Source organism: Endozoicomonas sp. YOMI1, assembly GCF_024606345.1.
Lineage (GTDB): Bacteria > Pseudomonadota > Gammaproteobacteria > Pseudomonadales > Endozoicomonadaceae > Endozoicomonas.
This window is the reverse complement of the sequence record NZ_JAHHPM010000114.1, coordinates 1-13,295: the sequence shown is the minus strand read 5'-3', so window position 1 is coordinate 13,295 and position 13,295 is coordinate 1. Positions and strand designations below refer to the sequence as shown.

Below are 13,295 nucleotides of genomic sequence, written 5' to 3'. Positions count from 1 at the left end.
ATAGCCCCGCTATTCACCTCACAAAGCCGAATTTTTATCCTCAATTTTCTGCCGTTCTCACTACGGGGTCGCCTAGACGGGCGCTATTCTCGGACAGCCTCCTAGGTATTTGTCGCAATACCCGGTGAATTTACCACTCTGATACCCGATTCTTCTCACTGGTAGACTTAGCGCCAACATTGATTGGCTGTGGATAACCCCATGCAAGTTCAAAATATGCCCAACTATGGCGCGGTTCCTCCTGCGGAAATGGCAAAACTGGCCGAGCAGGCAGTATTAGGCAAAGCCAAAAAACACCCTGATGTAACCGTAATTCTTGCAATCATGGCCGGTATTTTTATTGCCATTGCCGGAATGTTCTATACCGTAGTTATGGCCGGTGCTCAAGGCATGCCTTACGGTATGTCCAAGCTGGTGGGCGGTATTGTCTTCAGTACCGGCCTGATGCTCGTGGTGCTCTGTGGTGCAGAACTGTTTACCAGCAGTACGATGCTGTTAATGGGCAAGGCAACGGGTAAACTGAAGTTCCGTAACATCGTTAAAAACTGGGGACTGGTTTACGTTGGTAACTTTATCGGCTCAATTCTCTTTGCCCTGCTGATTATTGGCGGCGGTGTCTGTGAAGGCGGCAATGGTCAGGTAGGCCTTTCCTCCATGTATATCGCCAAAGCCAAGCTGGGCTACCCATTCTTCCAGGCCTTGATTCTGGGCATTCTCTGTAACCTGCTGGTTTGCCTGTGCTACTGGATGACCCTGAGTGCACGCACGGCTGCGGGTAAAATGATGGCCTGCATTCTGCCAGTATCGGCATTTATTGTCGCTGGTTTTGAGCACTCCGTTGCCAATATGTACCTATTGCCTGTGGGCTATATGGTTAAGTCTATGGCTGGCCCTGAGTTCTGGCAGGCTATTGGTTACACCGCTGCCGACTTCCACATGATCAACCTGAGCAATATCTTTATGAATCTGTTGCCGGTAACCATCGGTAATATCATTGGTGGTGGCGTGATGGTGGGTTTGAGCAAGTGGTTTGTGTACCTTCGTATTAAAGGCTGATCAGTGCTTAGGAGTTGTCCCTGAATAACTTCCTCTTTTTGCCACGGAGACATGGAGGCACTGAGAAAAGAAAAAATCTTTTCCTCTGTGCCTCCGTGGCAAGGTCTTTCTTGGATAGCATCGAAAATGTGGAAGTTATTTAAAAACTCCATACCCTGAATAAAGACTGTGCCAATCACCTTTCATCCGTGCATCCTGAGTGGAGATTGTACACATCAAACTCATTGGAATGGTGTATCAGACGTGGGAATGCACCACCATCTGCTTGATGCCCTGCGCTGTTTTTCTGCCAATCCCCCTGGTTTGTGCCAGCTCTTCAACCGTACTCAACAAGACGGCTTCAATCGAACCAAATTTCTGCAACAGAGCCCTGGCTTTCAGCGAGCCAACACCCGGCAAACACTGCAGCATATTTAACGTTTGCCGGACCGGATTTTTGGATGGCACAGGCCGGGAGCCCATACCCGCAGAATTCATAACCCCTCTGAACTTGCTCCATTGCCTCCCCATCATAAGCAGTAATGCCGCAGTTTCATCCGGGTTCATGGAACGAAGTACGGGAATACCAAAATACAGTGACACTGTGACCAGAGCCCCTTGAATAGACTCGCGTCGTATACCCGATGAACACAACATGCCAGCAGTACCCTCAATCAGTAATACTTTTCGATAAGGAAAACAAAACTGGCTCAGTTGCCGGAATAACCGGCCATCAATAATGGAGGCAGCCAGGTCGATCAGCGTTTTCCTCTCAACCAGCCAGTCGTTGTTGATTTTATAATCCCCGCTTTCAAGAAAGACGGTGTTCACGACAACACCTTCCCGACTTTGCAGCGTGTCAATAATCCCTGAAGCCCTTTCCCGATAATCAATGTCAATCACGATATTATGCATAGTATGAGAATTATTCTGATCATAAGGACAGGCAGCAGTATAGCTAATTGTGTATCCTTACCACTGCCATGCAGAGAAATAGAGGGATAAGCAATGAAGTCAGTGGCAATCTTCTGCGGTGCCCGGTCTGGTCGTAAGGAAGCGTATCGCCAGGCCGCTGAAGCATTGGTGGACTCGCTGTTAGAGCAAGCGATCACCATCGTTTATGGTGGTGGCAATGTTGGACTGATGGGCGCTATCGCTGATCGAGCCATTGCCGGTGGCGGCAGGGTGGTTGGGGTTATCCCCAATGCCCTGGTCGAACAGGAGCAGGCTCACCAGGGTTTGAGTGAATTGATTCATGTCAACGACATGCACGAACGCAAGCAGAAGATGAATGAGCTGGCGGAGGGCTTTATCACGTTGTCCGGTGGCGCTGGCAGTATGGATGAACTGTTTCAGGAAATTGCCCATAAGCAGGTAGGCTACCATGGCAAACCCTGTGCCATTCTGAATACGGCTGGCTATTATGATCATCTAGTGGCCTGGTTGGAGAATGCCGTGGATGAAGGCTTTATAACCCGCTACTGGTTTGACCAGCTGGTGATTGACCACTCCCCGGTAGAACTGGTGAATAGAATGATGGGTACGGGAATATGAAGCCGCTGCTGGTTTATCTGCATGGCCTGAACAGTTCATCCCAGTCAAGCAAGGCTATCCAAACCGCCGAGTATGTCCGGGATAACCAGCTGGATGTGGAATTATGGATACCGGATCTGCCGGTTTTTCCATCGGATATTGTGCAGTGTTTACAGAGCCACCTGAAAAAGTCGCTGAATCTCAGGGATATCTACATCATTGGCAGCTCGCTTGGCGGTTTCCTGGGTACCTGGCTGCAACGCTGGTTACTGGATAATGGGCACAGGCAAAAAGCCAGGCTGGTACTGATTAACCCGGCCGTTGTTCCCCATGAACGATTCGAAGCCTTTCTTGGCCCCCAGAAAAACTTTCATACCGGTGCCGACTGGGTGATGACCGAAGAGTATGTTGCACAGCTACTCCTTCTGGAAATAGAGCCACCGGCATCACCGGACAACACGCTGCTCATGGTACAGACGGGCGATGAAACCCTGGACTACCGCCTGGCGGTGGAAAAATATCAGCAATGCAGAGCGATGATACAGGAAGGTGGCAGCCACGCCTTTGAGCATTTTGAGACAATGCTGCCAGACGTCTTTGACTTTCTGGAACAGGATTTTCTGACATCCGTTTGAACAAATCGCTGTCGATTCGTTACACTCTCTTTTCAGGCTCTACGTCATAAAGCGATCAGTCAGCAAGGACTCATGGTAAAGAACGACTACAATGCCGAGGCGATTGAGGTACTCAGTGGCCTCGACCCGGTGCGCAAACGCCCCGGAATGTACACCGACACCACCCGGCCAAATCATCTTGCCCAGGAAATCATCGACAACAGTGTGGATGAGGCTCTGGCAGGTTTTGCTTCCCATATCAAGGTCACCCTGCACAAAGATCAGTCCCTGGAAGTGGTGGATGATGGCCGTGGCATGCCAACCGATATCCATCCGGAACATGGCATCTCGGGTATTGAACTTATTCTCACCCGCCTGCATGCCGGTGGTAAATTCTCCAACAAGAACTACCAGTTCTCCGGTGGTTTGCACGGGGTGGGCGTCTCTGTGGTCAATGCGCTCTCCAGTCGTCTGGAAGTGACCGTTCGCCGTGGTGGCGTGGTGTCATCCATCAGCTTTAAAGATGGCTACAAGGATGAAGACCTCCATGAAACCGGCACCTGCGGACGTCGCAATACCGGCACAACCGTTCGTTTCTGGCCCGATGCCAGCTACTTCGACTCCCCACGATTTTCCGTACCCCGGCTGATGCATATCCTCCGGGCCAAGGCAGTCCTTTGCCCTGGCCTGCGGGTTGAATTTGATGACCGGATTTCCGCAGACATTACCGAGTGGTACTACGAAGATGGTCTGAATGACTATCTCAAAAGTGCCACAAGAGGCTTTGCCGTGCTCCCCGCTGAACCCTTTACCGGTTCCCTGAAAGGGGAAAGTGAGGCGGTAGACTGGGCCGTCCAGTGGTTACCCGAGGGCGGTGAACTGCTGACGGAAAGCTATGTCAACCTGATTCCTACCCCGCTGGGCGGTACCCATGTGAATGGCCTGAGAACCGGCCTGCTGGAAGCGATCCGGGAATTCTGTGAATTCCGGAATCTGTTGCCCCGTGGCGTGAAACTCGGTGGCGATGACCTGTGGGAAAACTGTGCTTACGTATTATCTGCCAAGTTGGCAGACCCGCAATTCTCCGGCCAAACCAAAGAACGCCTCTCTTCCAGAGAGTGCGCCGGCTTTGTCTCCGGTGTGGCAAAAGATGCCTTTAGCCTCTGGTTGAACCAGCATACCGCTGAAGGTGAACTGCTGGCAGAACTCTGCATCAGCAATGCCCAGAAACGGATGCGCAAAGCCAAGAAGGTTGCCCGTAAAAAAGTGACCCAGGGGCCAGCACTGCCGGGTAAACTGGCGGATTGTGCCAGTCAGGACCTGAGCATGACCGAATTGTTCCTGGTGGAAGGGGACTCGGCGGGAGGCTCTGCCAAGCAGGCCCGTGACCGTGAGTACCAGGCCATCATGCCCTTGCGGGGTAAAATCCTCAACAGCTGGGAAGTAGACTCCTCGGAAGTACTGGCCTCCCAGGAAATACACGATATCTCCGTAGCCCTGGGGGTTGATCCGGCATCGGATAACCTGGATGGTTTGCGCTACGGTAAAATCTGCATTCTGGCCGATGCGGACTCCGATGGCTTGCACATCGCAACACTGCTCTGCGCCCTGTTCGTTCAGCACTTCCGCCCGCTGGTGGAACGTGGCCATATTTATGTTGCCATGCCTCCGCTCTACCGGATTGATGTGGCCAAAGAGGTCTATTACGCCCTTGATGAAGCGGAGAAAGAAGGCATTCTTGAACGCATCCGTGCCGAGAAAAAGAAAGGCAAGATTAATGTGCAACGCTTTAAGGGACTGGGCGAGATGAACCCTCTGCAGTTGCGAGAAACCACGATGTCTGCAGACACTCGTCGTTTGGTTCAGTTGACGCTTGGCGATGAGCAGGATACGACTCAGCGGATGGATATGCTGCTGGCCAAGAAGCGCAGTTCAGACCGCAAGTCCTGGCTGGAGTCCAGGGGTAACCTGGTTGAAATCACTTAATGATGGTTTTTTTAGTTAATTCCGCTAGTAGAGTAGGCCGAACATTGCTGAGGAAAATCAACAACGTTACTCAGGCCTGCATACAACTCAAGCGTTCTTATTTTCTTTCGAACTCGTGTTCAGTAATTACTCTCAGGGCGGACATTAAGCTGACCCCTCCATTGTCAATGGGTTCAGTCTTTAACTTCCCGAAGAGGGAGTAGGCTATTAATGTCTACCCAAGAGTAATTACAACCCTACGGGGCCAACAAACTATCACTGCTCTCAAGGTATAACCCATGCCTGACCCGTTAGAAACGGGATGGGTATCAAGACGGGTTTTCCTGATCATTATCGACAGTTACATATAAGAAAAATACGCGTTTTTCTGCAAGGTCACCATGACCGATCAGATGCGCATTATTAGTGCGAAAAATCAACCTATCGTCACCAGACTGCAAGATGGCAGTATTTTTTTCACCAATATCATGAATTTCCATGATTTCATTTTCATCAGGAGTTAACTCGTGGCCATATTTATTTTTACACGCAGTGATGATGTCTCCTCCTGAATATCCACATCCATTTTTCTTGATTTTATTGTTCATCGTTACTGACATAAAGAGGTTAGTCTTGTGGTGATGTTTAAAATGTTGACACCAGAAATGCTTCGTTTCATCCGTTATTAATTCTTTGGTTACAGGGAATCGCTCTATTGAGGCTGACTCAATATTTATGGTGCAGCCACCCAATTGACTCTCAACAGCCATTTTTTTGATCGCACTGAATAACAAATCGATAACTTCATCCGATTGCACATTTTTTCTAAGTTTTTCGACAATAAATTCTTTGTTCATGAGTTCGCAGCTGTCATCCAGGCGGAGGCCAGTAATAGCAGTTTCAGCCAGTCGAATAGAATAAAGAGGAGGAAAATGGTCAGAAGTATTCAGTGACAGCTTTCTGAATAGCTTCGATTCTAAATCTGTCAAAGGCTCATAATCGAAACCAATCAATTTTGACCGTGGAAATCCATCAACAGCGCGATTGAAATGACGATTTGTTTCTTGTTTAACAACTTGATTGGCTTTCTTGAGTATACCTTTCGGAATGACATCGTGTAACTTGACGAACATGTCACCAAATTTGCGTTTGGACTGTTCTACGGCTTGTTTGCATTGCGGCTCTTTTTCGGGTTGGTTATCCCCAGTGGGATAACGACTGATCTGTGGGCCGGAAACTGGATTCATAATTTAACTCCAAATAAAATAAATTTCATTATTGTTTGAACTCGACTCTATTTGACACTTAGGTCAGGATAAAGTTCAGTTTCTGATACTCCCGGTCAGTAATACTGGTAGCCTTGTCAGGGAATCATCAAGTCAGGTTTCAGTCGGCAGGCGCTAACCATCAAGAATATTAGTCAGGAGAGGGCCTGGATAGCATGGACACTACCCATACCCGCTTGGCTGTCATGGCAGCCCTCTTGTGCAAATCGAGATGTACAGCAGGATGATCTGCTACGGTGTCAATAACCCTTTAAAATACGAACGATCGTACAATAAGCACGCCCGTATTTGTCATTTGCCCGGATTGGCATTATAAAGTATGACCTATCAGATCAGCCTGGCAGGGTGACGGGCAATCCAGATATCAAACAGACGCCAGTCAAACCGGTGCGTCCGGATGTTCAGCACATGAACAGGCTTGACAAGCTGCTGGACTGCCCAATGATTGCCGGCAGTCTGCCAACGCTCAGAGAAGCATTGCGATTCGTTGACGGCAAGGATTAGCAAGAGATCTGCCAAATTCTGAAACTGCCTTTCACCACCCTAATTGATATTTTCCTGAAATCTGGATGGCACCAGCTTTCATGTGGATGTCATCGTTAAGTTTGTGATGACATTAAGTTTGGCAAATTCTGTCGTTAAGTTTATTTAATCCACCAAATACCTGAAAGATTGCATTGTATTTCCAGGGTCTGATAAGTATTGTTGCATATTGAGTTTTCGCATATGCCATACGGATAGCTTATGCGAGAGTTTGACTCAAATCAGAATGATCATCAGGGAAGCTTCTCAATGTTAAAATTTCCAGTCATTGCCTCTGCACTCCTGTGGGTTGCCACATCTGTAAGCGCTGCCAATAAACCACCTGTTGGCTCTGGCCCTAACCCATATTCAGACTGTGGTATTGGAGCCGCTCTGTTTTCCAAAGGCCCTGTGTGGGCTGCGGTAACCTCAAATGTCATCTGGGATATTGGATCAACGGCTATTACTTCTGCAACCATGAGCCCTGAAACATGTAATGGTAGCAAAGTAAAAACGGCACAGTTCATTATTGATAATTACGACAATCTGGCCGAAGAAACGGCACTTGGACAGGGTGAGCATTTGACCGCAATGTTGACTGTGCGGGGGTGTCAGGCATCGGCTCACCCGACGATTGTTCAGTCTATCCGCAAAGACATGATTGGTAACGTGACAGCTGCCAGCTATTCAACCCTGTCTGATGTGGAAAAAGCCACTCAATATTATCAGGCGATGGATGCGGGTGTTGCCAGTGTGGCGGATAGCTGCTCCGCCTGATCTGATGTTTGGCGTTGTCTGGACAGCAGACAGCGTCAGTTTATATCTCAGTCAAACCATAAGACCTGTAAGCAGTGACTAAATATATTTTCTCTCTTTGCCTGTTGCTTGTATCGCTGCCTTCTTTTGCTGTTGTGCCTGAAACCTCCTCAATTACCCCTTATATCAATCTTGCCGCTATCCAAAAGCTATCAAAAACCGATACATGGAAAAAATTGCTGGTTTATGAACCATCCGGCTTTTTGGGTGCAAAAGTTGAAAGTGCAATTCTGACCAAAGATTTCTTTCTGGCTCCCGATGGTCGAACCAACCCTGAAGCTGAACTACTGGCAACAATACATGCATTCTCAAAGCCAGTGGGCAGTGACCCTGACTCTCACGCACAATGTCGTTTTCCTGCAAGGTATCAGTGGCTCAAGTCTGAACTTGGTTTAACAGATGAGTCAGTGACGCCTATTCACTGTCCTGAATTTTCTGAATGGTCCGAGTACGGTGATGCAAAATCATTAAGCATTATTTTTGCCTCGGGGTACCTGGGGAACCCGGCATCTTATTATGGCCACACCCTGCTGAAGCTGAACTCAAAAGACAAAGACCGTACTCAGCTATTGGATACCAGTGTAAATTTTGGAGCCATTGTAGAAGATGGCGAAGACCCGGTCAGTTACATTTTTAAGGGCTTGCTTGGTGGCTACAAAGGAGGCTTCAGCCATGCTGAATACTATTTTCATAATCAGAATTACGGGGAGCTGGAACTGCGTGACCTCTGGGAGTACGAACTGGATTTGACGCCTGAACAGGTTGATTTTGTCCTCGCTCATACATGGGAAGTCATGGGTAAGGAATACCAATACTTTTTCCTGAATAAAAATTGCTCATTTCGTCTTGGGGAATTGCTTGAGATTATCGATGGTGTGAAAGCCAACCCCGATAATGATTTTTGGGTGATACCACAATCTCAAATTCTGGAGCTGGACAAAGCCACATTCAATGGCGAGCCCCTGGTAAAAACGATTACTTTTCACCCATCAAGGCAGTTCCGTCTCTACAATCGTTTTCACACGCTTCAAGACCGACATAAAAGCATGGTTGCAGAAGCCATTGCCAACCCGCAAATACTTAATACGGATATTTTCCAGTCAGAACGAATGGACGACAGATTTTCAATACTGGATACACTGCTTGATTATTATCAGTTCATTGGTCAGACAGCGTCAGAGGACGATGAATACGCCATTGAACAGGCGTATCACAATGTATTGGCACACCGCTACACTCTTCCTCCCGGTGGCAACAATCCCACCTATGAAAAGCCTGTCTCGCCAGATGAAGGGCGTGACCCAAGTCTTATTCAACTTGGGCTAAGTTATGATGACGATCTTGGCGGTGGTATGACGTTGAATGTTCGTCCTGCCTATTATGACAGTCTGGATGGAGGGGCAGAACATGCTGAGTTTGGTGAGCTGATTATGGGCCAGGTTGAACTATCCATGTTCGACAGCAAAGTCATTCTCGATGGTGTGGACTTTGTCAGTATTCAGAGCCTCTCAACAGAAGCGACCGGGCTTGTGGGTGATGGGTATGATTCGTGGAGACTGAAGGCGGGTTTACAGCCTGTCCGGCCCGGCTGTTCTGAAACCTGTCTGACACTTCAGCTAGAGGGCGACAGGGGATACACGGCAATGGCAACCAATGACCTGGCCCTCTCTGGATTGGTTGGTGCCGCCGTTCGTGACAACAAACAAGGGGCCGGAAATCTGGAAGGTCGCATTACTGTCAATGCTGTGGCGAGAATCTCTGAGCAGATAAATGCGCTTTTTGAATATCAGCATAAGAAGCAAATTGATGGCTCCAGATCAGACCTCAACAGCTTCCGCTTTGATACCCGATATCAGATTAGCAAAAACCTGGATTTAAGGTTTTCCTATGAACATGAAGAAAGTGATGAAGTTACCGTGCTTTTCGGACATTACTGGTAGTGACAGCTAACAGGAAGAGCAGGCTCAAGACAACCGCTGCCGGTATTCAGAACTTCGCCTTTCCATCAACCCCTTGATGAACATTCGCTGGACGATCACCACAACCAGCACCGGAGGAATTCGCCAGAATGGTTAAGCCAAAGGCGATATTAAACTGTGGTAAGTCACCACCTTCATTGATAGTTTGAAACATCTGTCGTATGCCAATTACTACCGTGTAATAGAGGGAATTTTCTTTTTCGGGGGCTAATCACTGTCTGAAGTGCTCTCTTGAGCGCCCTGTTTTTTCAAAAAGTCGATCATATATTTTCTGTCTTCTTTAGGTTTTTTCCTGGCTCTGGCGATCTCATTATCCAACAGTTCTTGCGGATTTCTCGGTTGGGACTTGAAGGTGGTGAGCTTGTGTTTTAACAGCCATCCTGCGATATATGGATCACTAAAATCCAATGCTCTTTTCAGGATGCGTGAAGCAAATGGTTGAAATATCTCAAGGGATGCTCCTCCCACCGCTAGTAACCAGTCTACTGGCTGGTGGGTGTATATGGGCTCCACCACTTCCTTTTGGGAAAAATAGTCATCAAAATAACTGAGTAATGCTGAAGTGGCTTTGTCAGGATTTTGTTTGGCCTGGTGATTATCCATCAGCCATTGGGCTACCCGGGTATTAAAATGGCTCATGGCCTGCTCAAATTGATACTGGACTTGCAGATTGGCCCCCTTGTCGATCAGCCATCGGGCGTTGGCAAGATACCCGCGGTTAAGGGATGTATTCAGAGCCTGGTGGAGCAGCGCAGCTGATGCATCGGATGTCAGGCTTGCCCCATTGGCCAGCAACCAGTCTGCCTGGATTGCCATATCGATATGGGCGTCAGCAATCACCTCCAGCAATGTTGCATTGATATCGTTGCTGAACGAGCCGATATCCTGAGATCGCTTGTTGATTGATGGGGTGGTTGTCAGGTGTTTTGTTACGTTACCAGGCTGATGGGGAGCTGACTGGGATTTCAGCTGGCGCACCGTTGTCATTGCTGTTTTAATATTCGCCCCGTTTTTCAGGCACCATTGTGCAGTTCTCGTATACCCCTGCAAAATAGCGTGGGGCAACAGCTTTTCCAGCCTGTCGGATTCTGTCAGTTTGCTGAGTTCTTTCCCCACCAGTGGTGTCAGCTTCAGATCCTTCCCGAACCGACCTGAATTCTCGGCTTTATGCTGTTGGAGTTGCTGCAATTCACGACACTTTTTCAGCTGTGCGAACGCTTCATCTGGCAGATCACTGGCTTCCCTGAGCCTGCTGACTTCCCTGGATTTAAGGTTTAATTTCATGGTGACTACCGGATCCACTGGATCATCATCAAGTTCAGCCCAGAGTGTTTCTTTCATTGCCCAATTAACCAGAGTGTCATCATGCTTCCATCGTTCACCTGCCCGGCTGACATCAAACATTAACTGATCGTCCACCCACGGGTTAAGGATCCAGTCCTCCATGGCCAGAAAATCCCTGTGAACCTCTGCTCTGAGGAGCAGGTCAGGAATATACCGGTCGCTGTAAGGTATAACCCGTTGAAAAATAGACTTGACGGTAAATTCACTCTGTCGAACCTCGGCTTCTGGGTGATTATGAAGAGTTGCGGTTGGTGCCGGTGCTGGCAGATCCGTTTTGTTGGCTGGCGGAGGGGTCAGTTGGGGACGGGCGGGATGGGGGGTCAACGTGCGAGGATTATTTACGACGGGATCAGGTAATCTCTGGCCAAGGGGAGTTTGCCTGACAAAACAGGTAGAAGTGTGACTTGGCTGTAAGCTAAAACCCAGGTACCAGGATTTCCCGTTGGCTGGTACAAGGCTCCCGGTATTGTTAGCCCTGCTGTCGCCGTAACTTCTGTTGATGTTTACGGTGTGCTGCTGAAGATGACCTTTGCTGTCACGTTTACGATTACCATCTTTTACTGCCTGTCTGTAGTATTCACTAGGGAGGGGAACCTTGAAATGAGCGTTATCCATGTTTCCTCCAGTTTTTGTAATTATCAGGGAATCCTGTAAATTGACCAGGCATTCGGGGTTAAGTTCAACATTGATGGTAATCAAGTGAAGAACAAACGTTAGTCTAAATTAGTGGAGAAGTGTGAATAGCCTTGCCGGTAAACGAGAAGGCTATTCTATTATCGGTTGAAAGTTTATTTCAGTAGTTCATCAAACAGCTGCACTTTGACCAGATCACCCGCTGGTTTATCACCGTCTTCTTCAGCCAGAACGATATAGCAGTCAGAATGACTCATGGTTCTGAGAATACCAGACCCCTGATGACCCGTTGACATAACCTGAAGTTCACCGGATTCACGGTAAACCAACTTTGCTCTCTGGAAATCCCGGCGTCCCGGGCGTTTCCTGAGCCGGGTTTCCGTCGCCAGTGTGAGCTCAACTTTCGGGTCAGGTTGCTGGTTCATCATATGGCGCAATGCTGGTGCAGCCAGCTGTTGGAAGGTGACGGTAGCCGATACCGGGTTGCCGGGCAGGCCAAAGAAGACGCTGTTCGGGAGCTGTCCAAAGGCAAACGGCTTGCCCGGTTTGATGGCCAGTTTCCAGAAGCCGGTTTCTCCCAGCTCAGCAAGAATGTCTTTGGTGTAATCGGCATCCCCGACAGAGACGCCGCCGGAGCTGACCACTGCGTCAGCTTCCTGATCGGCTTTCAGAAAGGCTTCTCTTAACGCCGCTTTGTCATCAGGAATCTTGCCAAGGTCGATGATGTCGACTGCCAGTTTTTTCAGCATGGCTTTGATAAAAAAACGATTACTGTCGTAAATATTGCCCTGTCCCAGTGGCTCACCCGGCAGCTTCAGCTCATCACCTGTGGAAAATACGGCCACTTTGACTTTCCGATAGACCGTGATATTGGCAATACCCAGCGAGGCCAGCAGCCCGATATCCTGAGGGCGGACTCTCCGGCCCGGTGTGAACACCTGAGCGCCCTCCGGAATATCTTCCCCCGCTGTTCGGATATTGTTACCTGGCTTATCCGGTTTCTGGAGAAAACGAATGCCTTGTTCTGTGGTCTCAGTCTGCTCCTGCATGATAACCACATCGGCACCTGATGGAATGCTGGCCCCGGTCATTATGCGGATACAATATCCGGCGGGAATCTCCCCTGAAAAAGGGTGTCCGGCCAGGGACTGGCCTGCCAGAGGTAAAGTATTACGGCTGTGCAAATCCTTCAGCGCCAGGGCATAACCATCCATGGCCGAGTTGTCATGGGAGGGCACATTGATGGGCGATAGGATTTGCTCTGCGAGTACCCTGCCAAGGCTGTCTTCCAGGGCAACAGTCTCGGTTCCGGATACTGGTTTTACACTGCTGATCAGGGTTGCCAGTGCTGATTCCAGACTTATTAATCCTTCAGTTGCACAGCAGTCGCTCATGCCTGGCCTCGTTCATATCTATAGCGGGAGAAAAAATGCTCATACAAATAGCGTGCTTAACCCTCTCTTGATTAAAACCGCAACGAGCGCAACATCCGTTGTTATGATCCAAGGCTCATGCTGCCTTTATGCCAGTCCTAAATACAATACACCACCCTGGAAACAGGGAAATGA

At 48.8% G+C, this 13,295-nt stretch carries 12 protein-coding genes; 7 read left to right on the top strand and 5 right to left on the bottom strand.

Translation table 11 applies throughout. The annotated features are described in order from the left end of the window. The first annotated feature begins 201 nt into the window (after positions 1-201). Complete coding sequence (focA, locus tag KDK15_RS04310) at positions 202-1,056, top strand: formate transporter FocA (protein WP_257294133.1); 855 nt, start codon at positions 202-204, stop codon at positions 1,054-1,056. A gap of 237 nt (positions 1,057-1,293) precedes the next feature. On the opposite strand, the gene KDK15_RS04305 is transcribed toward focA, so the two are convergent. After that, the gene (locus KDK15_RS04305; RefSeq protein WP_257294132.1) at positions 1,294-1,938 is read right to left on the bottom strand and encodes an ERCC4 domain-containing protein; all 645 of its coding nucleotides are present in this window, start codon (positions 1,936-1,938) and stop codon (positions 1,294-1,296) included. Between the two features lie 105 nt (positions 1,939-2,043). Here KDK15_RS04305 and KDK15_RS04300 point away from each other — a divergent pair, with 105 nt between their 5' ends. From KDK15_RS04300 to parE, 3 genes are all read left to right on the top strand, one after another. Then, positions 2,044-2,589 carry a TIGR00730 family Rossman fold protein gene (locus tag KDK15_RS04300; RefSeq protein ID WP_257294131.1) on the top strand — a complete coding sequence of 182 codons (546 nt, stop codon included), beginning with the start codon at positions 2,044-2,046 and terminating at the stop codon, positions 2,587-2,589. Further along, a complete protein-coding gene (locus KDK15_RS04295; RefSeq protein ID WP_257294130.1) occupies positions 2,586-3,203 on the top strand; it encodes a YqiA/YcfP family alpha/beta fold hydrolase in 618 nt (205 codons plus the stop codon). Before KDK15_RS04300 ends, KDK15_RS04295 begins: the two co-directional genes overlap by 4 nt. Positions 3,204-3,275: 72 nt before the next feature. Continuing rightward, positions 3,276-5,168 (top strand): DNA topoisomerase IV subunit B, encoded by a 1,893-nt coding sequence (parE, locus tag KDK15_RS04290; protein WP_257294129.1) that lies wholly within the window; start codon positions 3,276-3,278, stop codon positions 5,166-5,168. A gap of 308 nt (positions 5,169-5,476) precedes the next feature. Here the strand turns inward: parE and KDK15_RS04285 are convergent, their stop codons facing one another. After that, positions 5,477-6,394 carry a hypothetical protein gene (locus tag KDK15_RS04285; RefSeq protein ID WP_257294128.1) on the bottom strand — a complete coding sequence of 306 codons (918 nt, stop codon included), beginning with the start codon at positions 6,392-6,394 and terminating at the stop codon, positions 5,477-5,479. Positions 6,395-6,778: 384 nt separating this feature from the next. Between KDK15_RS04285 and KDK15_RS04280 the strand changes: the two genes are divergently transcribed. The 3 genes from KDK15_RS04280 to KDK15_RS04270 all read left to right on the top strand — a co-directional run bounded on the left by KDK15_RS04280 (position 6,779) and on the right by KDK15_RS04270 (position 9,711). Beyond that, positions 6,779-6,937 (top strand): hypothetical protein, encoded by a 159-nt coding sequence (locus KDK15_RS04280; RefSeq protein ID WP_257294127.1) that lies wholly within the window; start codon positions 6,779-6,781, stop codon positions 6,935-6,937. A gap of 288 nt (positions 6,938-7,225) precedes the next feature. Continuing rightward, the gene (locus KDK15_RS04275) at positions 7,226-7,732 is read left to right on the top strand and encodes a DUF3015 domain-containing protein (RefSeq protein ID WP_257294126.1); all 507 of its coding nucleotides are present in this window, start codon (positions 7,226-7,228) and stop codon (positions 7,730-7,732) included. A 74-nt stretch (positions 7,733-7,806) separates the two neighbouring features. Further along, positions 7,807-9,711, top strand: a complete 1,905-nt coding sequence (locus tag KDK15_RS04270) for a DUF4105 domain-containing protein (RefSeq protein ID WP_257294125.1) — start codon at positions 7,807-7,809, stop codon at positions 9,709-9,711. 46 nt (positions 9,712-9,757) lie between these two features. Here the strand turns inward: KDK15_RS04270 and KDK15_RS04265 are convergent, their stop codons facing one another. The 3 genes from KDK15_RS04265 to moeA form a co-directional block, all read right to left on the bottom strand. Next, a complete protein-coding gene (locus KDK15_RS04265) occupies positions 9,758-9,904 on the bottom strand; it encodes a hypothetical protein (RefSeq protein ID WP_257294124.1) in 147 nt (48 codons plus the stop codon). Positions 9,905-9,957: 53 nt separating this feature from the next. Beyond that, complete coding sequence (locus tag KDK15_RS04260; protein WP_257294123.1) at positions 9,958-11,709, bottom strand: hypothetical protein; 1,752 nt, start codon at positions 11,707-11,709, stop codon at positions 9,958-9,960. 173 nt (positions 11,710-11,882) lie between these two features. Further along, complete coding sequence (moeA, locus tag KDK15_RS04255; protein ID WP_257294122.1) at positions 11,883-13,121, bottom strand: molybdopterin molybdotransferase MoeA; 1,239 nt, start codon at positions 13,119-13,121, stop codon at positions 11,883-11,885. Between the last annotated feature and the right edge of the window lie 174 nt (positions 13,122-13,295).

Coding starts and splice junctions, on each gene's coding strand:
- parE (WP_257294129.1), top strand. CDS start 3,276: ATGGTAAAGAACGACTACAATGCCGAGGCGATTGAGGTACTCAGTGGC.
- KDK15_RS04295 (WP_257294130.1), top strand. CDS start 2,586: ATGAAGCCGCTGCTGGTTTATCTGCATGGCCTGAACAGTTCATCCCAG.
- KDK15_RS04285 (WP_257294128.1), bottom strand. CDS start 6,394: ATGAATCCAGTTTCCGGCCCACAGATCAGTCGTTATCCCACTGGGGAT.
- KDK15_RS04300 (WP_257294131.1), top strand. CDS start 2,044: ATGAAGTCAGTGGCAATCTTCTGCGGTGCCCGGTCTGGTCGTAAGGAA.
- KDK15_RS04265 (WP_257294124.1), bottom strand. CDS start 9,904: ATGTTTCAAACTATCAATGAAGGTGGTGACTTACCACAGTTTAATATC.
- KDK15_RS04260 (WP_257294123.1), bottom strand. CDS start 11,709: ATGGATAACGCTCATTTCAAGGTTCCCCTCCCTAGTGAATACTACAGA.
- moeA (WP_257294122.1), bottom strand. CDS start 13,121: ATGAGCGACTGCTGTGCAACTGAAGGATTAATAAGTCTGGAATCAGCA.
- KDK15_RS04275 (WP_257294126.1), top strand. CDS start 7,226: ATGTTAAAATTTCCAGTCATTGCCTCTGCACTCCTGTGGGTTGCCACA.
- focA (WP_257294133.1), top strand. CDS start 202: ATGCAAGTTCAAAATATGCCCAACTATGGCGCGGTTCCTCCTGCGGAA.